The 22,523-nt window shown below is 61.3% G+C and carries 20 protein-coding genes; 14 read left to right on the forward strand and 6 right to left on the reverse strand.

Annotation, left to right across the window (positions count from 1 at the left end):
- Position 1 precedes the first annotated feature (1 nt).
- On the forward strand, positions 2 to 1,201 hold the full coding sequence (locus tag J2857_RS23030; RefSeq protein WP_210012395.1) for an amidohydrolase family protein: 1,200 nt from the start codon (positions 2 to 4) through the stop codon (positions 1,199 to 1,201).
- A 341-nt stretch (positions 1,202 to 1,542) separates the two neighbouring features.
- Here the strand turns inward: J2857_RS23030 and J2857_RS23035 are convergent, their stop codons facing one another.
- Positions 1,543 to 2,451, reverse strand: a complete 909-nt coding sequence (locus J2857_RS23035) for a LysR family transcriptional regulator (protein ID WP_210012396.1) — start codon at positions 2,449 to 2,451, stop codon at positions 1,543 to 1,545.
- A 234-nt stretch (positions 2,452 to 2,685) separates the two neighbouring features.
- Between J2857_RS23035 and J2857_RS23040 the strand changes: the two genes are divergently transcribed.
- From J2857_RS23040 to chrA, 12 genes are all read left to right on the forward strand, one after another.
- Positions 2,686 to 4,749 carry a hydantoinase/oxoprolinase family protein gene (locus J2857_RS23040; protein ID WP_210012397.1) on the forward strand — a complete coding sequence of 688 codons (2,064 nt, stop codon included), beginning with the start codon at positions 2,686 to 2,688 and terminating at the stop codon, positions 4,747 to 4,749.
- 3 nt (positions 4,750 to 4,752) lie between these two features.
- Positions 4,753 to 6,462, forward strand: a complete 1,710-nt coding sequence (locus J2857_RS23045) for a hydantoinase B/oxoprolinase family protein (protein WP_210012398.1) — start codon at positions 4,753 to 4,755, stop codon at positions 6,460 to 6,462.
- A 10-nt stretch (positions 6,463 to 6,472) separates the two neighbouring features.
- Positions 6,473 to 7,585, forward strand: coding sequence for a M24 family metallopeptidase (locus J2857_RS23050; protein ID WP_210012399.1), 1,113 nt, complete (start codon positions 6,473 to 6,475; stop codon positions 7,583 to 7,585).
- On the forward strand, positions 7,582 to 8,637 hold the full coding sequence (locus tag J2857_RS23055; protein WP_210012400.1) for an aminopeptidase P family N-terminal domain-containing protein: 1,056 nt from the start codon (positions 7,582 to 7,584) through the stop codon (positions 8,635 to 8,637). The genes J2857_RS23050 and J2857_RS23055 overlap by 4 nt, the downstream gene beginning before the upstream one ends.
- The gene (locus tag J2857_RS23060; RefSeq protein ID WP_210012401.1) at positions 8,634 to 9,920 is read left to right on the forward strand and encodes an MmgE/PrpD family protein; all 1,287 of its coding nucleotides are present in this window, start codon (positions 8,634 to 8,636) and stop codon (positions 9,918 to 9,920) included. The genes J2857_RS23055 and J2857_RS23060 overlap by 4 nt, the downstream gene beginning before the upstream one ends.
- Positions 9,921 to 9,984: 64 nt before the next feature.
- Positions 9,985 to 10,968: an ABC transporter substrate-binding protein gene (locus J2857_RS23065; protein ID WP_210012402.1), complete on the forward strand. Its 984-nt coding sequence runs from the start codon at positions 9,985 to 9,987 to the stop codon at positions 10,966 to 10,968.
- Positions 10,969 to 11,025: 57 nt separating this feature from the next.
- Positions 11,026 to 11,826, forward strand: a complete 801-nt coding sequence (locus J2857_RS23070; RefSeq protein WP_245363681.1) for an ABC transporter ATP-binding protein — start codon at positions 11,026 to 11,028, stop codon at positions 11,824 to 11,826.
- Positions 11,823 to 12,638 carry an ABC transporter permease gene (locus tag J2857_RS23075; protein WP_210012404.1) on the forward strand — a complete coding sequence of 272 codons (816 nt, stop codon included), beginning with the start codon at positions 11,823 to 11,825 and terminating at the stop codon, positions 12,636 to 12,638. Before J2857_RS23070 ends, J2857_RS23075 begins: the two co-directional genes overlap by 4 nt.
- Complete coding sequence (locus tag J2857_RS23080) at positions 12,635 to 13,414, forward strand: ABC transporter permease (protein WP_210012405.1); 780 nt, start codon at positions 12,635 to 12,637, stop codon at positions 13,412 to 13,414. The genes J2857_RS23075 and J2857_RS23080 overlap by 4 nt, the downstream gene beginning before the upstream one ends.
- Positions 13,415 to 13,432: 18 nt before the next feature.
- Positions 13,433 to 14,443, forward strand: coding sequence for an amidohydrolase family protein (locus J2857_RS23085; protein WP_210012406.1), 1,011 nt, complete (start codon positions 13,433 to 13,435; stop codon positions 14,441 to 14,443).
- 320 nt (positions 14,444 to 14,763) lie between these two features.
- On the forward strand, positions 14,764 to 15,075 hold the full coding sequence (locus tag J2857_RS23090) for a PadR family transcriptional regulator (RefSeq protein ID WP_210012407.1): 312 nt from the start codon (positions 14,764 to 14,766) through the stop codon (positions 15,073 to 15,075).
- Positions 15,047 to 16,279 (forward strand): chromate efflux transporter, encoded by a 1,233-nt coding sequence (gene chrA, locus J2857_RS23095; protein WP_348635711.1) that lies wholly within the window; start codon positions 15,047 to 15,049, stop codon positions 16,277 to 16,279. Before J2857_RS23090 ends, chrA begins: the two co-directional genes overlap by 29 nt.
- A gap of 156 nt (positions 16,280 to 16,435) precedes the next feature.
- Here chrA and J2857_RS23100 read toward each other — a convergent pair whose 3' ends face one another.
- Entirely contained in the window at positions 16,436 to 18,427 is a 1,992-nt protein-coding gene (locus J2857_RS23100) for a PhoX family protein (protein ID WP_210012408.1), read from the reverse strand.
- Between the two features lie 204 nt (positions 18,428 to 18,631).
- Between J2857_RS23100 and J2857_RS23105 the strand changes: the two genes are divergently transcribed.
- The gene (locus J2857_RS23105; RefSeq protein ID WP_210012409.1) at positions 18,632 to 19,012 is read left to right on the forward strand and encodes a VOC family protein; all 381 of its coding nucleotides are present in this window, start codon (positions 18,632 to 18,634) and stop codon (positions 19,010 to 19,012) included.
- A gap of 116 nt (positions 19,013 to 19,128) precedes the next feature.
- Here the strand turns inward: J2857_RS23105 and J2857_RS23110 are convergent, their stop codons facing one another.
- From J2857_RS23110 to J2857_RS23125, 4 genes are read right to left on the reverse strand one after another with little or no spacing between them, the layout of a single operon-like run.
- Positions 19,129 to 19,836, reverse strand: coding sequence for a transporter substrate-binding domain-containing protein (locus J2857_RS23110; protein ID WP_210012410.1), 708 nt, complete (start codon positions 19,834 to 19,836; stop codon positions 19,129 to 19,131).
- 3 nt (positions 19,837 to 19,839) lie between these two features.
- Positions 19,840 to 20,610 (reverse strand): 4-hydroxy-2-oxoheptanedioate aldolase, encoded by a 771-nt coding sequence (hpaI, locus tag J2857_RS23115; protein ID WP_210012411.1) that lies wholly within the window; start codon positions 20,608 to 20,610, stop codon positions 19,840 to 19,842.
- A gap of 8 nt (positions 20,611 to 20,618) precedes the next feature.
- Entirely contained in the window at positions 20,619 to 21,401 is a 783-nt protein-coding gene (hpaH, locus tag J2857_RS23120; RefSeq protein ID WP_210012412.1) for a 2-oxo-hept-4-ene-1,7-dioate hydratase, read from the reverse strand.
- Between the two features lie 21 nt (positions 21,402 to 21,422).
- Entirely contained in the window at positions 21,423 to 22,316 is an 894-nt protein-coding gene (locus tag J2857_RS23125; RefSeq protein WP_210012413.1) for an intradiol ring-cleavage dioxygenase, read from the reverse strand.
- Between the last annotated feature and the right edge of the window lie 207 nt (positions 22,317 to 22,523).

Here is a 22,523-nt window from a genome sequence, read left to right on the forward strand (position 1 = left end):
CATGAATACAATGAACACGGTTTTCACCAACGCAAGGACGGCCGATGGCCTTCTGCACGACATCGGCGTCGAGAATGGCCGGATCAAGTCGATCGATCCGGCTGGTTCGGCGGCGACGGCGGGCACGGTCAACGACATTGCCGGGGATCTGCTGGTTCCCGGTTTCGTCGAGGGACATATCCATCTGGACACCAGCTTCTACGGTGGCAAATGGGTACCGCACCGCCCATGCACCAATGGTTTCGACGTCCATGAGCGAGTCGCCTTCCAGGCGGAGAACATGGCGGAGGCCGAGCCGATGGGGGAACGCGCCCGCAACCAGCTCGAACTCTGCATCGCGAACGGCACGCTGCAGATGCGCAGCCATGTCATGGTGGACGGTTCGGTCGGACTGAGGTCGCTGGAAACGGTGCTTGCCGTACGGGAGCAATACAAGGACGTCATCGATATCCAGCTCGTCGCCTTTCCCCAGAGCGGCATTCTGAAAAGCCCCGGCACGCCGGAGCTTCTGGACGAAGCCATTCGCCTCGGCGCGGATCTTGTCGGCGGCCTCGATCCGGCGAGCTTCGACCGGGATGTCAACGGCCATCTCGACGTGGTGTTCGGCGTGGCGGATAAACATGGCGTCGATATCGACATCCATCTGCACGACGCCGGAAGCATGGGCGCCTTCACGATCGAGGAGATTTGCGCCCGGACCACCGCGCTCGGCTTGCAGGGGCGTGTCGCGGTCAGCCACGCTTACGCCTTGGGTGACCTCACGCCGGATGCGGCCCGCAAGATTGCCGCCACCATCGCGAAAAGCGGCGTCTCGATCATGACCAATGCGCCGGGCAATCACGTCTTCCCGCCGGTCGCTTTGCTGCGCCGCGAAGGCGTCACCGTCTTCAGCGGCAGCGACAATATTCGGGATTCCTGGTGGCCCTATGGCGATGGCGACATGCTGCGTCGGGCGGAAATCATTGGGTACCGCTCCGGCTTCTATACAGATGAGGAACTGAAGGCAGCCTTCGACATCGTCACCACAGCAGGTGCGAAAGCGTTGCGGATCGAGAGTTACGGGATCGAGGTCGGAGCCAAGGCGGATTTCGTGACGCTCCCGGCCGCTCATCTGCCGGAGGCGGTCGTCGCATTTCCGAAGGGCCGAAGGGTCTTCAAGGCGGGGCGGCTTGTCGCGGAAAACGGTAAGGTCATCCGCTAGCCGGCCTCGACCGAAGCCCAACGCGTTTGACATGCATCCGACGCGCTGGGCTTGATGCCACCGGCGACCGCATTTCTTGTCGATTGATGGAGCCAGGAAGCAGGTCCTTCTATGACGCACCAGCCGCCACCGATCCGACCTCATGATCAAAATTGCTGCTCTTTTAGCCCAACCTATTTTGTGCAGGCTAAGCCGCCGGCGGCGACCTCGACCCCTCGAAGTGCCGCAGAGGGTCTGTCGTCACCTAAACGAACTGCGCGCGGGTGGATGAAGGGCAAGGCCTACGGCCGATCCGCCCGCGATCTCCCCGACTGAGGAGGGATCTCACAAGACATCCCCTGTTAACCGGGCATTTGGTGTCTGGAGCGGAGGAATTCCATCAAGTCACTGGCTGGCTTGGGCAAAGCGCGGCGGGTTGATGCAATCTGCCGCACATCGAAGCCCAATTCATCTCCAGCGAAATCGACCTTAACCAGATCACCGCGCTCGAGATCAGCCGCTACGCTCCGTTCCAGCGAACAGGCAATGCCTACACCAGCAACCACGAACTCGCGCAGGAACTGGTACTCCGTCGCCTGCGCCGCGACCTTTACGTGGCTAATACCGGCATTCGCCAAAAGCTTCGAGACACCGCGTCCAAACAGCGAAGAAGGCGGAGGGCCTACGAAGTCGTAGCGTGCCACGTCCTGCGGCTTGACACGCTTGCGGTGGGCAAGCGGGTGGTTCGGCGAGGCAATGAGAACCAGCTTCTCCCGGCCGATAGTTTCAGCCCGGACGCCTCGCAGGTCTTCGTTACCCAGAAAACAGCCGACGTCGGCCACGCCATCGCGAACCTCCGAAAAAACATCCTCCTGTTTGCCAATTCTTAGGACGAGCTGGATATCCGGCCGCGCTATCGCAAAGTCTGTCAGATCCTTTCGCAGAACAAAATTGGCAAGGCTTCTCTGGCACGATAGAACGACCTGCTGACCGGTCTCACCTCGGATCTTCACGACATCTGCCCGCATGTCGTCGGCCTCGGCCAGGAACTCGCGCGCATGTTGCAAAACGCTGCGACCGATCTCGGTCAGCAACGGCTTGCGGCCCCGTCGGCGCACGAAGATCTGGCCGCCGATTTCCTTCTCGATCGCCATGATATGGGCGCTGACGGAGGGTTGGGCGATGCCGAAACGATCGGCGGCGGCCGCGAAGCTTCCCTCCTCGACCACTGCAACCAGAACTTCCATGCGCCGGAGCGTGATATTGAACATGGTGATAACCTATAGCCTATAGGCTATCAAACCTAAAGCCCCTCAACCCGTTGCTAGTTATCGTTCGAATGGATCAAATGTCATTCGAGGATGAGGAATGACATGAACAATCGCAATAGGAGCCTGACGCTTTAGCCGTCAGCCGGAGTGTTCCTGCCACCGCTGGCCGAGGTCTCGGCCCAATCCGCAAAGATTACAATATTCCGCATGGGCTCCATGCGGGCAGGAGGACGCATGAATATTGTCGGAATTGATATTGGCGGTACGTTTACCGATCTGGTCGGTTATGTCGACGGCAGGATCGTGACGTCGAAGACTTCGACCGTGCCGGCCGATCCGACCCAGGGCATCGCCCGCAGCCTCGAGCTTGCGAACTGCGATCCCAACGAACTCAACGAGATTCTGCACGGTTCGACGATCGCCATCAACACGGTGCTGGAGCGCAAGGGCGCCCGCACCGCGCTGATCACCACGAGCGGCTTCCGCGACGTTTATGCGATCGGCCGTTCGAACCGCATCCAGGCCTTCAACCTGTTCTTCAAACGCCCGCAGCCGCTGGTGCCGCGCAGCCTGACCTTCGAGATTCCGGAACGCGTGCTTGCATCGGGCGAAGTGCTCGAAGCGCTGGACGAGAAGGCGGTTGCGGCCGTCATCGCCGAGATCGAAGCGGCCGGCATCGAGTCCGTCGCGGTGTGCCTCCTGCATTCCTGGGCGAATCCCGATCACGAGCGCCGCGTCGGCGACATGCTGCGCAAGGCGCTGCCGAATGTCTTCGTGACGCTGTCGCATGAAATCCTGCGCGAATACCGCGAATACGAGCGCTCCTCGACCACCGCGCTCAACGCTTTCGTCGGCCCGCGCGTCGAAGGTTATCTGAAGCGTCTCGAAACTTATCTCCGTTCCGGCGCCTTCGACGGCAAGATCCATATCATGCGATCGAACGGTGGCGTGATGTCGATTGGCCAGGCGCAGGAACAGCCGGTCTCGATGATGGAATCCGGTCCGGTGGCCGGCATGATCGGCGCCGGGCGTCTGGCCAAGCTGCTTGGCCTCAAGCGCTGCATCGGCTTCGACATGGGCGGTACGACCGCCAAGTCGAGCCTGATCACCGATGGAGCGCCGGCTATCGAAACCGGTTACGTGATCGGTGAAGAAGCCGACGGCCAGCCGATGCAGCTGCCGGTCGTCAACATCGTCGAAGTCGGCGCCGGCGGCGGTTCGATCGCCTGGGTCGACAATGCGGGTGGTCTGCATGTGGGTCCCCAGAGCGTCGGTGCCGATCCGGGCCCTGCCTGCTATGGCAAGGGGGCGGACTTGCCCGTCGTCACCGACGCCGACCTCATTCTAGGCCGCATCAATCCGCAGCGCTTCCTCAACGGCGGCATGCCGCTCGACAAGGCGGCCTCCGAACAGGCGATGCTGAGCAAGGTCGGCAATACGCTGAAGCTCAATCCGGTCGAGGCAGCGCTCGGCGTTGCGAAGATCGCCGACAGTTCCATGTCGCTGTCGGTGCGTGCCGTCTCGATCAACAAGGGCATCGACCCGCGCGATACCGCGATGATCGCCTTCGGGGGCGCCGGTCCGCTGCATGCGATCGCCATTGCCCGCGAGATCTACATTCCGCTGGTCATCATCCCGAAACTGCCGGGTACTTTCTCCGCACTAGGCATGCTGATGGCGTCCTGGCGCCAGGATTTCGTCCAGACGTTCATCGGCCGCGTCGGCGAGCTTTCCGAGGCTGGCGTCGAGAAGGTCTATGCGGAGCTCGTTGCCACCGGCCGCGAACAGATGAAGCGCGACGGGATTGCCGAGAACAAGGCGGATCACCGCTTCTTCGCCGACCTGCGTTATGTCGGCCAGGAACATGCGATCTCGATCCCGATCGAAAATACCGGCATGCTGTCCGGCGACACCAGCGAAGTCCGCAAGCGTTTCGACACCGAGCATGACCGCCGCTACAGCCAGTCAGCGCCGACCGAAGCGCTCGAAATCGTCAGCCTGCGCCTGGTCCTGACTGCTGCCCGCACCGACAACGTCGCCGAGGAATGGCTGTCCCGCCCGTGGGAGCCGGAAGCTGAAGCAGAAGTCGGCAGCCGCGACGTGGTTTTCAACGATGCGGCAAAGCCGCTGAAGACAGCGATCTACTGGCGCCCGGCGCTGCCGGCCGGCTTCAAGCTCACCGGCCCTGCGGTCATCGAAGAACCGAATTCCACCATCCTGATCCATCCCGGCGACGAAGTCGTCGTCCATGAGGCAGGCCATCTCCTGGTGACGCTCGCCAAGCAGAGCGAGGAATAAGACATGACCCCGATGAAGAACGATCCGATCACCGTTGAAGTCGTCCGCAATGCCATCGTCGCCTATGCCGACGAGATGGCCGAGGCGCTTTGCAAATCCGCCTACAACATGATGATCTATGAGGTCCGCGACTATTGCTGCGGCCTGATCGACACGACCGGCCGGATGATCTCGCAGAACCGCGGCGGCCTGCCGATCTTCCTCGCCGATCTCGGCATCGCCGTCGAGGACGGCATCAAGAAATACGGGCTCCAGGGTTTCGAAGAGGGCGACGTCCTCGTGATGAACCATGGCCATATCTGCGGCCAGCACCTCAACAACGTCGTCGTCTACGCGCCCTGCTTCCATGACGGCGAGCTGATCGGCTTTGCCGCCAACCGCGCCCATTGGGTAGATATCGGCGGCGGTCGCCAGGGTTTCGGCTCCAACGCGACCACCGATATCTTCTCCGAAGGCCTGCAGATGCGGTCCCTGAAGATCTACAAGGCCGGTGAACTCAACGACACGCTCTACCAGATCATCCAGGACAATATCCGTTATCCGGATGCCAGCCTCGGCGACCTGCGTGCCCAGGTGGCGTCCTGCCAGATCGGCGCCAAGCGTTATGCCGAACTGGTCGCCCGTTACGGTCGCGGCGTAGTGGAAAGCTGCGTCGAGACCATCTGGGACCAGACCGACAAGGCCGCCCGCCAGGTGATCGAACGCATTCCGGACGGCACCTATTCCGCCGAGAGCTTCCTCGACAATGACGGCCGTGATCTCGCGACGCCGCTACGCATCGCCGTCAAGGTGATCGTGTCAGGCTCGACCATCACCGTCGATTTCCACGGCATGCATCCGCAGGTCAACGGTCCGCTGAATTCCGGCCGCTCGGGCGGCATCGCGGCGGCCCGCGTCGCCTTCAAGGCGCTGACCTCGCCGGAACTCGACGTCAACGAAGGCTGCTTCCGTGCTCTCAACGTCGACCTGCCGGACGGCACGATCCTATCTGCCCGTCCGCCGGCCGCGCTCGGCCAGTGGAGTATCGCGCTACCTACTGTCATCGACACGATCCTCAAGGCGTTGGCGCCGGCCGTGCCGGAACTGATCCCGGCTGCCCATAAGGGCGACATGGGCGGTTGCTCGTTCTTCGGTTTCTATGACGACGGTTCGCGCTTCCTGTTGATGAACATCTTTGGCGGCGGCTGGGGTGGTCGCCCGCATGAGGACGGCGAATCCGCTGCTGTCTCGGTCTGCCAGGGCGACGTGCGCAATACGCCGGTCGAGCTGCAGGAGATCAAGTATCCGTTCATCGTCGAGAAGCACGCCCTGCGTCCGGACTCCGGCGGTGCCGGCGAACATCGCGGCGGCCTCGGCATCGAGCTCACCTATCGCTGCCTGCGCGCCTGCCGCGGCAACATCAACTTCGACCGCACCGTCACCCCGCCCTGGGGCCTGCATGGCGGCCATGCCGGCGAGGTCAGCGTGGCGATCATCGACCGCGCCGACGGCACGCAGCTGCGGGTCAACAAGGCGACCGACGTGCACTTCACGCCGGGCGATCGCATCACCTTCCTCACCGCCGGCGGCGGCGGCTACGGAGATCCCAGAAAGCGCTCGCGCTCGGATCTGGACGAGGATATCGCCAATGGTCTCGTCTCGAAGGAAGCGGCTGTCCGTGATTACGGCTATGTCGAGCCGCAGATGCCGCGCCGCATCGCAGTGAACGGCTGAGGACATGGCGATGATCGGCGAAATCCGCAAGAAACGGTTGATCGAGGCAATGCTGGAGGCAGGGCTGGACGGCCTCGTGCTCTACGGTAATGCTTGGCAGAACGACTACCTGCGTTATGCCGCCGATTTCGGCATTCTGGAAGGTGAGGGACTGGCGGTCGTCACGCGCGATGGCGAGGTGACCCTCTATCTCGACGACGAGCTGGAAGGCGAGCGCGCCGCGGTCGAATGCCCCGAGGTCAAGACCGTCGTTGCGGGCGACCTGATCGCCACGGTGTCGGGCATCATCGCCCGGCTCGGCAACAGCCGCATCGCTGCCGGCCCGAAACGTCATCTGCCGTATGGACTTGCCGCCCAGCGTGGCGACCTGCGTTTCGAGGACGCGACCGCGCTGGTCGATCGCTTGCTGATGGTGAAATCCGCCGACGAGTTGAATGCCGTGCGTAGCGCCGCACGGCTGGCGGACGAGGGTTATGCGGTGTTCCGCAATGCTGCCGCCGTCGGCAAGAAGGATTACGAGCTGATCGCCGAGATCGAGTCCTTCTTCCGCAACGAAGGTGTCGACGACAATTTCATGATCATCGGCGTCGGCGGCCCGGAAGTGCGCGGCATGGCGCCACCGCTCGGCAAGATCCTGAAATCCGGCGATCTGGTGACGACCGAGCTTACCCCTTGCGTCAACGGCTATTACGTCCAGATCTGCCGCACGCTGGTGATCGGCGAACCGAACGAGGCGCAGCGCAAGGTTTTCGGTATCTACAACGACGCGCTGGAAGCCGGCCTTGCGGTAGTCAAGCCCGGCGTGACCGCAGCCGATATCGCCCGAGCCGAGAACGACATTTTTCGCGCTCATGGTCTCGGTGAGTATGTGACCAGCGAATATACCCGCGTGCGCGGCCACGGCCTTGGTCTCTTTCCGGATACCAAGCCGCATATTCTCGAAGACGTATCCACGGTAATCGAGGAGGGCATGTCCCTGATCGTGCACCCGAACACCTATAATCCCGAAATCGGTTATTTCGTGCACGGTGACTCGCTGATCGTCCGCGCCGACGGGCCGGAAATCTTGACGAGGACGCCGCGCGAACTGTTCTCGGTCGGCGCCCGGAGGGCGGCGGCATGAGACACGGTCTGATCCAGTGGCGCGAAAATGAACTCTCCCTCGCGGACGTAAAGGCGCGGCAGGCCCACCTGCAGCAGGCGATCGTCGCTGCCGGCCTCGATGGGGTGCTGATCTATACCAACCATGTGCGCTCGGCCGGCGTCACCTGGGTTTCCGGGTTTACGCCCTACTGGTCGGATGGCCTCGTCCTGGTGCTGCGCGAAGGCCTGCCGATCTTCTTGACGGCGCTGTCGAAGCGCGTCGGGGAATGGGTCAAGTCCGTGGCCCCGACCTTCGAAGTGGCTCATTCGCCCTTCCCGGGCAAGCTTGCCGGCGAGCGGCTCGCCAAGGTGGATGCAAAGCGCCTCGGCGTGGTCGAACTCGACCGCATGCCGGGCGGCGTGGTGGACGAGATCCTGTCCGTCCTGCCAGTCGAGCTTTCCGATGCGACGGAGCTTTTCACCGCGGTTCGCGGCCAGGCGGATCGCGCCGAGCTCGATCTCGTGCGCCACACCAACAATATCGCCCACGAGGCTTTCAAGGCTGGCGATATCGACAGCAGATATGCCGGTGATTTCACCGGTCCGGTCGAGCGCGCCGTGCGGCTTGCGGGCGCCGAGGAATGCTACGTTGCTGTCGCTCCCGACCTTTCCAAGGATCGGCGTTTCATCCGCACCGGCGGGCAAGAACTCGGCCGCACCTTCGCGGTGCGCCTGTCGATCGCCTACAACGGCGTCTGGGTTCGCCGCATCGAAACCTTCTCTGCTGTTTCCGAAATCGCCGCGCGCCTCTCCTCCGTGGGCGCGGAGCTGGACCGGGCGTCTCCCGCCCTGCCGGCCGACGGCTCGATTTCGGCTTTCTATCTGCCTAATGGCGCCAAGCTGATCGACTGGCATCTCGAAGCGCCCCACGGCACCCGGCCGCTGAAGGTCGTGGCGGATGCGCGAACGCCACTTGCCGCGCCGGTCCCCTACGGCATCCTGACGACCGCGTTTACCCTCGACGGCGAGACGATCGTTGCCTCGCGGCCGGTCGGGATTGGTAACGGTTCCATGCGGGAGGCAGCCGAATGAACGCAGGCGACCTCGTTTCCATTCTTCTGACGATCGATGGCGCGGACGAAAGCCTCCGCGATCTCGTCAACTCGCATACCGTCGACGCGCTTGTTTGTCTGGCGGCTGGTGCCGGTGCGACCGAAGGTTCCTCACTGCTCGCCTTCTATCGCGAAACCGGTGCCCGCGACGCACTCTCCTCTGCTGCGGGCGCGTCGGCGGCTATCCGTTTTACGGAATGGGACGCGATCCACGTGCCTTCCTGCGCGACGCCCGATGCCATGGCTGTACCGGCGGCGCTGATTTTCGCTCAGGATCATGCGGTCTATGTGAAGGCGGTTGCCGCCGGTCACGCCGTTGGGGTGGCGCTTTCGGAGGCTGTCGGCGGCGTTTCGGCCTTGCCGGAAACCTGGCCGGGCCTGTTTGCGGCACCTGCCGTGGCGGCGGTGAGTGCAGCAATAGCGCTCAGTCTTTCGGACGAACAGGTTGCGCAGGCGCTGGTGCTGTCCATGGCGGGCAGTTCGGGCCGCAACGGCCGTCCGTCGGGCATGCCGTCGGCCCGCTGGCTGGTGATCGGCGAAGCGGTATTGAAGGGCATTCGAGCGGCGCTCGCTGCGAAAGCGGATATCAAAGGCGACCTCGAACTCCTCTCTCCAGGCTGGATGAAGGGACAGGCAGCGGCAGCCGTTGCCTTGGAACCTGCCCATGTCGATCCGCTGGCGATCGCGCGGGTCGGAATGAAGCCCTTCGTCTCCGCCCGTCAGGGCGTCAATGCGATACAAGCTTTCCGTCATCTGCTGGAAAAGGGCGTCGATCCCGGCGCCGTCGATAGTGTCGAGGTTTTTCTGCCACCCGTGGCAGCACCCGTCGCCAGCCGGCCGCTTATGGCCGAAGATCGGTTGTCGACCATCGCCCATCTGGGACTGCAGCTCGGCATCGCTGCCCTTGAGCCTGCAAGGCTGACGGATGTGGATCGCTCACGTCCCTTCAATGCGGAAGTCCTGGCCTTTGCCGAGCTCGTCACGATCACGGCCGATGAGACGCTCGCCGGCGAAGGCTGGCCTGCGCGTGTTGTCCTGACTGAAAAGGGACAGACACGCGAGGGCATCTGGCCTCAGGCTTGTGGTGAGGACGCGCAGGCTATGCTCGGCCGCAAGATCGAAAGCCTTCCCGCCAAGACGGCGCGGCATTTGCAGCGGCTGGAAGCCGCGCTTGCCGATGCCGATGCGGCCGCGGTGCAGGAGGCCCGCAGCCTCCTCATGGAGCTTACGGATGCCTCTTTCCCGAGGAGCGAGGCGGCCTGAAGGGACACTGGAACTTATGAAAAACGGATGCCGCAGGGAGTGCCGGCATCACAAGGAGGAGAGAATGCTGAAATTTCTGAAAACCATGGCGACTGCGGCGGCATTTGCCGCGCTGTCCTTTCAGGCGGCGAGCGCCCAGGCGATTGAGAAAAAGGACATCACGATCGGCCTTCCGCTCAATACCTCGACCCTGCTGCCGATCTATGTTGCCGATGCCCAGGGCTTCTTCAAGGAAGAGGGCATCAACGTGAAGATCGTCGCTTTCAAGGGCGGCACGGACCTGGTGCGCGGCATGGTCGCCGGCGCGGTCGATATCGGCGTCGGCGCTTTCTCGGAAGCGCTTGTCGGGGTCGAAACCGGCCAGGGCGTGAAGATCTTCTACGGCGGCTTCAACATGGCCGTCTTCGACTGGTATTCGGTGCCGTCGATCAAGACGCTCGAAGAAGCCAAGGGCAAGCGCTTCGGCATCTCGACCTTCGGTTCGTCGACCGACTTCCTGACCCGTTATGCGCTGAAGACCAAGGGCATCGACCCGAAGAGCGAAGTGCAGATCGTCCAGGGTGGCGGCTCCGTGCCGCGCCTCGCTGCGATGGAAGCCGGCCAGCTCGAAGTCAACATCTTCGCGACGCCGGAAAAGTTCATGGCGGCCGATCGCGGCTTCAACCTGATCCTGCAACAGAAGTCGATCGCCCCGGATTTCCCGTTCCACTGCTTCTATGCGCGTGAGGATTTCATCAAGAACGATCCGAATGCCATCAAGGCGGTGCTCCGCGGCTTTGCCAAGGCTGTACGGTGGTCCAAGGCCCACAAGGAAGAATCGGTCAAGCTTCTGGCCTCCAAGCTCGGTCTCGAGGAAACCTATCTCAACCGCGGCTACGACGACTTCATTGACGAGATCTTCGAAGACGGCCGTCTGGCGAGCGACGCGGGCATGAAGGCTTTCTGGGACGTCGGCATCATGAACGGCACCTACAAGGCGCCCATGCCGGTCGAGAAGTATTGGGTCGGCACGTTCCACGACACCTATAATGAATGGAAGCCCAAGTAAGCCTTCCATTTGTATGAGAATATAACGAGAGCGGGCGGAGGCCCGCTCCAGGAGGAAATGAAAGTGGCGCAGATTGAAATCCGCGATCTCGGGATCGATTACCGCAAGCCGAAGAGCAACGAGGTGTTTTCCGCTGTCGACAATGTCGCATTGTCGGTCGAAAAGGGCGAATTCGTCACTATCGTCGGATCGAGTGGTTGCGGCAAGAGCACGCTTCTGATGGCAGTCGCGGGGCTCGTCAGCCTGACGCGTGGCTCGATCCAGATCGATGGCAAACAGATCAATGGTCCGGGTCCCGATCGCGCCGTCGTGTTTCAGGAGGCCTCGCTTCTTCCCTGGCGTTCGGTGCGCGGCAACGTCAAGTTCGGGCTCGAAATGCAGCGCTGGAACGGCGGCGATCTCAACGAACGGGCCATGCAGATGATCCGCCTCGTCGGTCTCGGCCGCTTCTCCGACTATCATCCGCACCAGCTTTCCGGCGGCATGCGCCAGCGCGTCAACATCGCCCGGGCGCTCGCCGTCGATCCGCAAGTGTTGCTGATGGACGAGCCATTCGGGGCGCTCGACGCCCAGACCCGCGAGATCATGGGCACCGAATTGCTGCGCATCTGGGAGCGTGACAAAAAGACGGCGTTGTTTGTGACGCACGATATCGACGAAGCGATCTTCCTGGCCGATAAGATCGTCGTCATGGGCCGCAATCCGGGTCATATCAAGGAAGTGATCAAGGTCAATCTGCCGCGTCCGCGCAATGAGGCGATCCTCGACAGCGAGGATTTCCACGAACTGCGCAAGCGTTTGCGCGCCCATCTGGCTGAAGACATGTCCAGCATGCAGCTGGTGCAGGAGGTCGCATGAGATCGGCAGAGATGACCGCCGAACCGGCGGAAGCCCGGCAGCTTTCCCTTTCCTTCCTGCACCCATCCCGCTCGGCGGTGATTGGCACGCTGGCCGTCATCGCATTCCTCGTCCTTTGGCAGATCGCGCCCGCCATGGGCTGGGTGAACGGCCGCTTCACCAGCCGGCCGACCGAGGTGTTCTTCGCGGCTATCGACGTCTTCAAGAACGATAACTTCCTCTTTCACGCGCGCATCAGCCTGACGGAATTCTTTGCGGGTTTCATCCTTGCGATCGTGGTCTCCATTCCGCTCGGTGTGCTGCTCGGCACGTCGAAGATCGCCCGCTACCTGATCGATCCGCCGCTGATGGCGCTCTACATCGCCCCGACGCTGGTGCTGCTGCCGATCATGGTGATCTGGCTCGGCATCGACATGGCGCCGAAGATCGCCGTCGTTTTCTTAGGGGCGGTTTTCCCGATCGTTCTCAACACCATGGCCGGCATGAGCGAGGCGGATCCGCGGTTTCTGCGGATGGCGCGTTCGTTCGGCGCAAGCAAGTTCGACATCTTTACGCGCGTCCTGGTGCCCGGCTCGTTGCCGGCGCTGCTGACCGGCCTGAGGCTCGCCGTTGGTCGTGCCGTGCTCGGCGTCATCGTCGGCGAGCTGTTCGTGTCGCAGGCGGGCATCGGTTACCAGCTCAATCTCTATGGTTCCGCCATGCGCATCGACCGCCTGCTCGTCTATGCACTGATCGTCAGCGCCTTCGGCTACACGCTGACCGTCTTGGTCCGCTCGGTGGAGAACAAGGTCCGCGACTGGAGGTCGAAATGATCGCCGAACTTTTCTATCGCCGCCAGGCGCTTGTGCTCGGCACGCTGTCGATGATCGGCATCGTGGTTTTCTGGCAGATCGCCGTCGACACCGGTTTCATCAATCCGTTCTTCATATCGACGCCAAGCCAGGTCGCCGCCGAATTCATCACTCAGTTCGAAGACGGTTCGGTCGCCACAAATGTAGCGGCAACGCTCTATTGCTTTGCCTGGTCTCTCGGTCTTGCCACCGTGGTCGGCATCATCCTCGGCATGCTGGCCGGCTGGTTCGCGGATGTGGAATCGGCGCTCGAACCGTTCATCTGGTTCAAATATTCGGCTCCGACAGTCGCCTTCTATCCGCTGTTCGTCGCCTGGCTCGGCTACGGCACGCCGACCATCATCGCGATCGCCTTCCTGTTCGCGCTGACGCCGATCTATGCGAACACGCTGTCCGGCATCAAGAATACCGATCGCGACCTTGCCCGCGCCGCGCGCTCCTTCGGCGCCAGGCCGCTTGACATCTTCCTGCGTGTCGCGCTGCCGGGATCCGTGCCGGTGATGATGGCCGGTCTTCGCCTCGGCGTCGGCCGCGCGCTGACCGGTGTCGTGGTGGCCGAACTCTTTGGCGCCAATGCCGGCCTCGGCTACGCCATCACCTATTACGGTCAGTTGATGCAGACGACCAAGATGATGGTGTCGATCGTGATCGTCATCGTGCTTGGCGTGCTGCTGACCCAGATCCTGTCGTTCCTGGAAACCAGGACAGATTCCTGGCGCGTCGATAGCAACCGCTGAAACTTCGAGGTTCGTGTCATGAAGATCATTGATTCCCATTTCCACTGGTGGCCGCGGTCGATTTTCGAACCGCTTCTGAAGCGCGAAGGTTTTCCGAAGGCTGTCGTGAATGCGCGCGGCGGCTATACCTATCACGGGGCCAATGGGCGCCGCGGCACGGTGGCGAGCTGGAAGGAGTGGTTCGATCTCGACGAGCAGCTCGCCTATATGGACAGTCTCGGCCACGATATTTCCGTAGTCTGCTCGATCGGTCCGCTGTCGATCTATTTTTCCGAGCTTCCCGTCGAGGAAGGTCGTGATGCGGCACTTGCCTGGAACGAGGAAATGGCCTGGGCACAGCGACGTTATCCGGGCCGTGTCTGGGCGTCCGCCGCCATTCCCCTCGTCGATACCAACGTGGCGATCGAAGTGCTCGACGATGCGGTCAACCGGCTTGGCCTGATGGGCGTCAATCTGCCGGGCAGCGTCGGCAAGGAAGGCATGATCGATGATATCCGGCTCGAGCCGTTCTACGAGCGGGTCGCGGAACTCGGCCTGCCGATGTTCCTGCATCCGACCGATGCCGTTTTCGCCGATGTCATGCAGGGCTATAATGATGCCCTGCACCTGAGCCTCGGCCGCGTGGTCGAAGTGAGCGCAGCAGCGTCGCGGCTCATCCTTTCCGGCATGATGGAGCGTCATCCGGGCCTCAAGATCGTCATGTCGCATACGGGTGGCGCGCTGCCATACCAGTCTGGCCGCATGGACAAGAACTCCAGGACCGCGGGCCTGACGAAACCGGTCAGCCATTATCTGCACCAGATGTTCACCGATACGGTTTCGCCGCATTCGGCCGGCCAGAAATTCGCGATCGAATATTTCGGCGCCGACAATGTCATGTACGGCACGGACTATCCCTGCTGGGATCCGGCCGTGTGCCTGACGCTTCTCGATGAGATCGAGATGAGTGCCGCGACCAAGCAGAAGATCTTCTACGATAACGCGGTGCGGATTCTCGGTCTCAAACCATCAAGGGCTGCTGCTGCCTGAATGCGCTTGATAAAGGGGGTTGATATGAAGGACGATCGAAGGTCCTGACAGGATGTGAACCGAGGACCGCATGCGCGGCTTCGATACGAGCCGTGTTTTGGCCAGAACCGACTTGCCGATATGACAAGTGCCCCGGTCGGGCTGGAGAAGTGCATACGCTCCAAAACCGCTTGTCGACATGCGCCAGCCCGGCATTTGCACAAAGTGTAGCATTGGCCATCGATAAGTAACCCCTTTGGCGGTTGCAGCCCAAACTCTTTGCCTCTAGTCTCGGTTCCCGATATCGCTTTTCGAGAGTGTGGGTTATCTGATGGTGGTGGATGGAACATCAGGATCTTCTTTCCGGCTTTATCCGGTTTCCCGTCCTACATCACGCGGCCGAAGGCGACCTGCACGGTCTGTGGATGATCGAGGAACTGGCGCATCATGGCTACAAGGTCTCGGCCGGAACACTCTATCCGATGCTGCACTCCATGGAGAAGAAGGGCTATCTCACCTCGCGGACGGAGCGGGTGGGCCGCACGCATCGCAGGATTTACAACGCAACACCGTACGGAGTAGCAGCTCTCGAAATGGCCAGGGAAAAGGCAAAGGAGTTGTTTCGTGAGGTCATCGGCGGAAGCAATTCATGAGGAGACAGTCGAGCCGCATCCGCATGGCACGCCGGGTGAAGTCTTTTCGGCATTCCTGAAGCTCGGTCTGACATCCTTCGGTGGCCCGATCGCCCATCTCGGTTATTTCCGCGACGAATTGGTCGTGCGCCGCAAATGGATCGACGAGGCAGGTTATGCCGACCTCGTGGCGCTTTGCCAGTTTCTTCCCGGCCCCGCCTCAAGTCAGGTCGGCTTTGCCCTCGGCCTGCTGCGCGGCGGCCCGCTTGGCGCCTTGGCCGCCTGGACCGCCTTTACGCTGCCGTCGGCAATCTTGCTGGTGATATTCGCAATGGCGGCAACGGCATTTGACGGGCCAATCGGCGCAGGCTTGCTGCATGGTCTGAAGGTCGTGGCTGTCGCCATCGTAGCGCAGGCGGTATGGGGCATGGCAAAGAGCCTCACCCCCGATCGGGAGCGGGCGGGCATCGCGCTCGTCGCCGTTCTCATCGTCGTGTTTGCGGCCGGTGCGGCCGGACAGATTGCGGCCATCTCGCTCGGTGCTCTGGCAGGCCTTGCCCTGTGCCGCAACGGTCCCGTCACGGGGACAACCCATCTTTCCTTCCGGGTTTCACGGACTGTCGGAACCGGATGCCTTGCTGCGTTTTTCCTGCTGCTCGTCGGACTGCCCATCGTCGCGGCGGCGGTCGATTCTCAAGGTCTCGCACTGTTCGATTCCTTCTATCGCTCTGGGTCGCTGGTCTTTGGCGGCGGCCATGTCGTGCTGCCCTTGCTACAGGCTGAGGTCGTCAGTTCTGGCTGGGTAACGAATGACGCCTTTCTGGCGGGTTATGGTGCCGCTCAGGCGGTCCCTGGTCCGTTGTTCACCTTTGCCGCCTATCTCGGTGCCGTCATGGGCCCTGCTCCAAATGGCATCCTTGGCGCAGCCATATGCCTTGCCGCAATTTTTGTGCCCGGGTTCCTGTTGCTCCTCGGCGCTCTGCCGTTCTGGAATGGTTTCCGGAAGCAGCCTATGGCCCAGGCTTCGATGCGCGGCGCCAACGCTGCCGTCGTCGGAATTCTCGGGGCGGCTCTCTACAACCCGGTCTGGACAAGCGCGATCGTCGGTGCCCACGACTTCGCGCTGGCGCTGACAGACTTCCTCCTGCTTGTCGTCTGGAAGGCGCCGCCATGGATGGTGGTACTCGGCATGGGGCTTGGGGCGGTCGGCCTCGCCGCTATCTAGTCGAAAACCGAAGCGGCGGCTCCCGCTCAAGCAGGCGCAGGGAGCATTTCATAAAAAGGGGGGCCGAGGTGATGCGCGCACCCCGGCCGCTAACCCTTCACTGCTGGCTGGCAGCCTCACTGCCACCCTTGTTGCGGCTTGGGCCGCATTTCAGGTTCAAACGGCGATCTTGCCGCCGCCAATCTTGGTAATCGCCACTACGGCTGGTCGTACAGGCATGTCCGGTTTGAAATCCGGCCAGCGGGTGGAGAGGTCCTCGTAGTAGGACGGACGGCCATGGCCCGGCCAGTCCTCGCCGCCATCAGCCGGATGCTGGACGGCCACGAAGGCGGTCTCGTCATCCGGTGCGAAGAGCGGGCCGCACATTTCTGCTCCAACCGGTACGCGGAAGAACAATTTCGATGTCGCGCGGGCGTCACCCTCCGTGTCGACTGCCCATAGGCCATCGGTGCGTCCGGTCTGCTTGTTATTGTTGCCGTCCGTCGATACCCAGAGGCGACCGGCGGAATCGACAGCGCAGTTGTCCGGCATGCCGAACCAGCCGTTCTTCGTGGTTTCGGTCGAGAATGTCGCACCCACCGCCGCAACCGACGGGTCGCCGCATTTCAGGAGCACTTCCCACTTGCCGGAGGTCGCGGTGAAATCGCCGTCGTTTTCAGCGATCTCGATGATGTGCCCGAAGGCGTTTTCCGCGCGGGGATTGGCGGCATTCACCTGGTCTGCCTTGCGGCGGGTGTTGTTGGTCAGCATGACATAGACCTTGCCGTTCACGCCGTTCGGCTGGACGTCTTCCGGACGGTCCATCTTGGTAGCGCCGAGCACATCGCCTGCGCGGCGACACTCGATCAGCACGTCGGCTTGGCTGGCAAAGCCGTTGGCGGCCGTTAGCGGGCCCTGGCCGTGAACCATCGGCAGCCACTGCATGTTGCCGTCTTCGTTGAACTTGGCGACATAAAGCGTGCCCTGATCGAGCAGGGTCATATTAGCCGCGCGGTCGTTCGGATTGAAGGTGCCGTCGGTCACGAATTTGTAGACATAATCGAAACGCTCGTCGTCTCCGAGATAGAAGACGACCCTGCCGTTCTTGGCCACAATCGACTCCGCACCTTCATGCTTCGTGCGGCCGAGCGCGGTGCGCTTCTTCGGCGTGGAGGTCGGATCCATGACATCGACCTCTACGATCCAGCCGAAGCGGTTCGGCTCATTCGGTTCCTTGGCGAGATCGAAGCGGTCGTAGAAATTGGCCCATTCGTAGCCACCTTCCGGAACGCCATAACGCTTGTAGTTGGCGGCTTCCCTATGACCTTCCGGCAGCTTTCCGGAGAAATAGCCATGGAAATTCTCTTCCGCCATGATGTAGGTGCCCCAGGGCGTGACGCCACCGGCACAATTGTTGATCGTACCGATGGCGCGGGTGCCGGTCGCATCGGCATTGGTCTTCAGGCGATCATTCCCGGCAGCCGGGCCGGTGATCTCCATCGGCGTATTGGCGGTGATGCGGCGATTGTACTTGCCGTCGGCGACGACCTGCCACTTGCCGCCCTGCTTGCGAATTTCGACGATGGTGCCGCCATGGGCGGCCATTTCGACATCCACCTGCTCCTTGCTGAGGGCGCCCTGCTTGATCTTGCCGTCGACGACCTTGACGAGGCCCGGGAACATCAGATGCGGATTGGTGTATTCGTGATTGACGACGAGCAGGCCGTGCTCGCTGGAACCTTCGAGCGGAATGTAACCGACATAGTCGTTATTGTAGCCGAACTGCTTGCTCTGGGCGTCGGCGGTCTGCTTGGTCGGATTGAATTCCGGGGCGCCCGGCAGGACCGCATCGCCCCAGCGCAGCAGGATATCGGCACTATAACCTTCGGCGACGTGATGGTTGGCATCGACGCCGGCTTCCACCTCGGTGAACTTGAATGCAGAACTGCTCTTGCCTTGTGCGCGCGCCTCGTCGGCGCTCATCAGAGCGAAGGGGCTGACCGTGGCCGCGATAGCAGAGACAGCCAGCGAACCCTGCAGGAAATTCCGGCGCGAAAAGCGCTTGCCGACGATTTCGCCCATCGTCGGGTTGGCGCTCGTGTTGTGACCTTCGCCATCGGCGTCTTCGAGCTGGGTCGTCGGAAAAATCTTTTGCGAAAGATGGTCCATCGAATACCTCCACTGGTTGAAATGCGGTCCAAAATCATCCTGCTTTAGAGCCGTTCTAAACCTAGAGACGCGACATTACGGTTTTGCGACAGTGATATCCCAATTGAGATGAATCACCTTCCCAACATGAGAGCGTCTACCCGTTTTCAATCACGACCGTTTTGCTATTCTCCCTGAGCTTCTTTCAAACCTTGCGAGGCAGAGATGGTCGATGAAACAGTCAACGTCCGTTATATGGTCGACAACGTGGAAACTGCGGTGGAATGGTATGTGGGCCATCTCGGCTTCTCCCTCATCTCAAAGCAGGCGCCGGCGTTCGCGGACGTCAGGCGCGGCGCATTGCGGCTACTCCTAAGCGGTCCAATGAGTTCGGCGGGCCGGCCGATGCCCGATGGCGAACAACCGGCGCCGGGCGGCTGGAACCGCATTCATCTTATCGTCGATGACTTGGCCTCCGAGGTGGCGCGTTTACGCGCAAGAGGCGTCAGCTTTCGCAATGACGTGGTCACCGGGCCGGGCGGTTCGCAGATTCTGCTCGTCGATCCCGCCGGCAATCTCATCGAGCTTTTTCAGCCTGCGCGGTAGCAATATTCAAGAATATGGCGTTCTTCGGAAAGACGGGACGGCGAACTGCTTCGCCGGCAGTTCCCGAAGGCGAAGCTTAAGCCGGCTCCGTATCATCGGCATGGGGCGTGCTCCGCTCAACGAGCGGATGGCCCTTGTAAGGGCGACCCGCCACAACCGGCTGCGACATAACGTTCAACAAAATTTCTTATAAACGCCGCTGCAGCTTTCATCGTTTTCATGACGGCAAGGGTCTGCGGAATTTCGGAAAATGCGTCATCCAATTTCCGGAATTGCGGATTATTCTCCGCAACCAGTCCAAGAGATCCCTTCAACCCCGCTGCCGCATCGCAGAGACCAGCTTTCAGCATTTCTATCGCTGCGGGTGGATTGTCGGCATAGACAATCGTCGCGTTCTTGAGCTGACGTTCGAGTTGTTTGGTATAGGCGGCCCCTTGTGCGGTCGCTATCCGGCAGCCGGAGAGGTCCATATCCGCTACGCGGAAGACATCTGACTTTACCGGAACGAGATAGGTCGCGGTGACGAACGCGTAGGGGGCCGAAAACGCAAAGCGATCTGCGCGCGAGGGGTCTGCTGCGATAAAAGCGACGTCCCATTCGTTTCGATCCGCCGCCGCCAATATCGCCACCGCCGATTGATACTTCAGGATCGAAAGGACGCAGCCCGTTTCCGCCGCCAATGCGTTCGCCAGATCGACACTTGGCCCGACAAGCGCACCCGTCCGCTCATCCACACGCGCAAGTGCGGGATTTGCGACATGCACGGCAGCACGGATTAGGCCCGTTGGTGCAAGTTCGAAAACAACTTTGTCCGGAACCGCCATGGTTCACACCCGTTCCGCAAACCTGCCTGCCAAGGCCTCAGCGCCGCGCGCCAGCAAGGCGACATCGACACCAACGGCCGTGAACAGCGCTCCCAAATCTATGCAACGGGCCGCGAACTTCTCGTCGGGTGTAAGAATTCCCGCCGGCTTCCCGAGGCGCTTGAGCAGAGCAACTGCTTTTTCAATGGCTTCGACCACTTCCGGGTGGCCAGGCTGTCCGGGATATCCGAAACTGGCGGCGAGATCGGCTGGCCCGATGAATATGCCATCCACGCCTTCGACGGATGCGATCGCCTCTATATGAGCCATGGCCGCCCGCGTTTCGACCTGAACGAGAACACAGAGTTCCCGCTCCGCCTGCTGTGCGTAGTTCTTGACCCTGCCGAAACGCGTGGCACGCGTAAGAGCGGAAACGCCTCGGATACCGGCGGGCGGATACCGGGTGGCGTCCACTGCGGCTTTCGCTTCGTCGGCGTTCTGAACATAGGGTATCAGCAGCGATTGAACGCCGATATCCAGAAAACGCTTGATCAGCACCGGATCGTTGACCGCCGGTCGCACGATCGGCGCGACCTCATAGGGCGCCACCGCCTGTAGTTGCGGCAATACCGTCAGCACGTCGCTGGGGGAATGTTCCGTATCGAACAGCAGCCAATCGAACCCGGCTGGCGCTAAGATCTCCGCCGCGTAGCTTCCTGGAAGCCCGCACCAGAGCCCGATCTGGCTATGCCCGGCGCGCAGTTTCGCCTTGAATTTGTTGACAGGAAGATCCATCGCCGACCTCACACGAAGGAGACACCGATCGAGCCGACTGGCCCATAATCGGCCTGGATGACATCACCCTTGACGATATCGACCGGTCTCGTGAAAGAGCCCGCAAGGACGATTTGCCCCTTCTTCAAACCGCCACCGACGGCATGCAGCTTGTTGACGAGCCAGGCGACACCAGCCGCCGGATGGCCCATGATCGCTGCCGAAACGCCGGACTCCTCGATAATTCCGTTCTTCGAAAGCGTCGCACCAACCCAGCGGATGTCGATATCCATGGGACGAACGACTCGTCCGCCGACAACGATTGCCCCGAAAGCTGCATTGTCGGCGATCGTGTCGGTGATCGCGCGCGGAACTTCGGTCCGGTAATCGATGATCTCGAGCGCGGGCACGATGAACTCGGTCGCGCGCATGACGTCGTAGATCCGGGTGCCCGTTCCTTCGAGATCTTCCCCCATTATGAAAGCCAGCTCGACTTCCAGGCGCGGCTTGATGAACAAATCCGCCTTGATCTGCGCCCCGTCGTTGTAAAGCGCATCGTCCAGAATGACGCCATAGTCGGGCTCGGTCATCTTGGACGCCATCTGCATGGCGCGAGACGTCAGGCCTATCTTGTGACCGACGATCCGCGCGCCACGGGATACACGCGACTGCGCCCAAAGGGCCTGGATGCGATAGGCGTCCTCGATATCGAGATCGGGATAGGTCTTGCTTGGCTGGACGATCGGCTTCCGGTCGGTCTCCGCCTTCAATATGGCATCCGCCGCCGCCTGGCGTTGTTCATCGGTAATCATGATCCGGCTCCGGAAATTGCGTTACTTGATCGGCGGGCGCGGCAAAACGGCGTCGCCAGGCTCCATGACATAGGTATAAGCGAGCGAGAACCAGGGCCCTTGAACGTCCCTGTCGGTCGGGTGCGGTTCGTCATGGCGAACGAAGTTGCCGGTCAGTGCCGCGGTCACGCCAAACTGCACATCGGATTCGATGTTCGGATCGCTGGGATCGAAGACCTGAGAGATCAGCGTCTTGTAGCCGTGCTTGAAGATCAGCGCATGAAGATGCGCCGGCCGATAGGGATGGCGGCCCTGGGCTTTGAGCAAGCGTCCGACCACGCCGTCGACGGGGATCGGATAACCAACCATCTTCACGGTTCGGAACCAGAAGCGCCCGTCCTCGTCGGTCATAAATTTGCCGCGCAGGTTCATCTCCGCCTGATCGGGATCCTGATTTTCGTAGAGGCCGACCGGGGACGCATGCCATACATCGACCTCGGCGCCTGAGATCGGCTCGCCTTCACGGTCAACGACTCGAGCCTGAACGAAAAGCGGCGTGCCGGGTGTGTCTGACCGAATGATGGTGCCGCCGTTTTCAACCCTTGGGGAATTCAAGCGCCAGAAGGGGCCGAGAAGCGACTGGGATGTTTCGGTCTGCCCCTTATCACCATTGTTGAGCAGGCAGACGAGGGACGACACACCCAGGGAGCCCGACATGAGGACGAACTCGTTGTGGCTGTCTGTTTGCATCTGGCCGATCTCGTTCAAGATCGCCGTTGCCTCCCGGAATTCCACTTCGGTCAGCCGCACTTCCCGAACGAAAGCATGAAGATGCTTCACCAGCGCCACGAGGATCTCCCGAACCCTGGGATCGGAAGTCCGACCCATCGCCGCAACCACGGCGGGCGTTACGTCGCTTTCAGTTTTAATGACCATTTGTCACCTCCCAATACGGCACCGTTACAAAAATAATCGATTATTTGTCAAGCCACCAACGACACCGGAAATACTGAAGGCGCCATCACTTGCGGTATAAATACGCCTATATGACTGATTAACAACGATATTATCATTAAACGATACAAGAATTATGTGGGTCACTAGGCGTTTTACCTCGACCCCGTTGACAAGAATAATCGTTTA

This window comes from Neorhizobium galegae (genome assembly GCF_017877055.1).
GTDB lineage: Bacteria > Pseudomonadota > Alphaproteobacteria > Rhizobiales > Rhizobiaceae > Neorhizobium > Neorhizobium galegae_D.

What these genes read in the sequence shown, in the direction of transcription:
- J2857_RS23075 (WP_210012404.1), top strand. Translation starts at nt 11,823, where the DNA reads ATGAGATCGGCAGAGATGACCGCCGAACCGGCGGAAGCCCGGCAGCTT.
- hpaH (WP_210012412.1), bottom strand. Translation starts at nt 21,401, where the DNA reads ATGATTACCGATGAACAACGCCAGGCGGCGGCGGATGCCATATTGAAG.
- J2857_RS23055 (WP_210012400.1), top strand. Translation starts at nt 7,582, where the DNA reads ATGAGACACGGTCTGATCCAGTGGCGCGAAAATGAACTCTCCCTCGCG.
- hpaI (WP_210012411.1), bottom strand. Translation starts at nt 20,610, where the DNA reads ATGGATCTTCCTGTCAACAAATTCAAGGCGAAACTGCGCGCCGGGCAT.
- J2857_RS23040 (WP_210012397.1), top strand. Translation starts at nt 2,686, where the DNA reads ATGAATATTGTCGGAATTGATATTGGCGGTACGTTTACCGATCTGGTC.
- J2857_RS23050 (WP_210012399.1), top strand. Translation starts at nt 6,473, where the DNA reads ATGATCGGCGAAATCCGCAAGAAACGGTTGATCGAGGCAATGCTGGAG.
- J2857_RS23065 (WP_210012402.1), top strand. Translation starts at nt 9,985, where the DNA reads ATGCTGAAATTTCTGAAAACCATGGCGACTGCGGCGGCATTTGCCGCG.
- J2857_RS23070 (WP_245363681.1), top strand. Translation starts at nt 11,026, where the DNA reads ATGAAAGTGGCGCAGATTGAAATCCGCGATCTCGGGATCGATTACCGC.
- J2857_RS23060 (WP_210012401.1), top strand. Translation starts at nt 8,634, where the DNA reads ATGAACGCAGGCGACCTCGTTTCCATTCTTCTGACGATCGATGGCGCG.
- J2857_RS23045 (WP_210012398.1), top strand. Translation starts at nt 4,753, where the DNA reads ATGACCCCGATGAAGAACGATCCGATCACCGTTGAAGTCGTCCGCAAT.
- J2857_RS23110 (WP_210012410.1), bottom strand. Translation starts at nt 19,836, where the DNA reads ATGGCGGTTCCGGACAAAGTTGTTTTCGAACTTGCACCAACGGGCCTA.
- J2857_RS23125 (WP_210012413.1), bottom strand. Translation starts at nt 22,316, where the DNA reads ATGGTCATTAAAACTGAAAGCGACGTAACGCCCGCCGTGGTTGCGGCG.
- J2857_RS23080 (WP_210012405.1), top strand. Translation starts at nt 12,635, where the DNA reads ATGATCGCCGAACTTTTCTATCGCCGCCAGGCGCTTGTGCTCGGCACG.
- J2857_RS23105 (WP_210012409.1), top strand. Translation starts at nt 18,632, where the DNA reads ATGGTCGATGAAACAGTCAACGTCCGTTATATGGTCGACAACGTGGAA.
- J2857_RS23085 (WP_210012406.1), top strand. Translation starts at nt 13,433, where the DNA reads ATGAAGATCATTGATTCCCATTTCCACTGGTGGCCGCGGTCGATTTTC.
- J2857_RS23035 (WP_210012396.1), bottom strand. Translation starts at nt 2,451, where the DNA reads ATGTTCAATATCACGCTCCGGCGCATGGAAGTTCTGGTTGCAGTGGTC.
- J2857_RS23030 (WP_210012395.1), top strand. Translation starts at nt 2, where the DNA reads ATGAATACAATGAACACGGTTTTCACCAACGCAAGGACGGCCGATGGC.
- J2857_RS23100 (WP_210012408.1), bottom strand. Translation starts at nt 18,427, where the DNA reads ATGGACCATCTTTCGCAAAAGATTTTTCCGACGACCCAGCTCGAAGAC.
- J2857_RS23090 (WP_210012407.1), top strand. Translation starts at nt 14,764, where the DNA reads ATGGAACATCAGGATCTTCTTTCCGGCTTTATCCGGTTTCCCGTCCTA.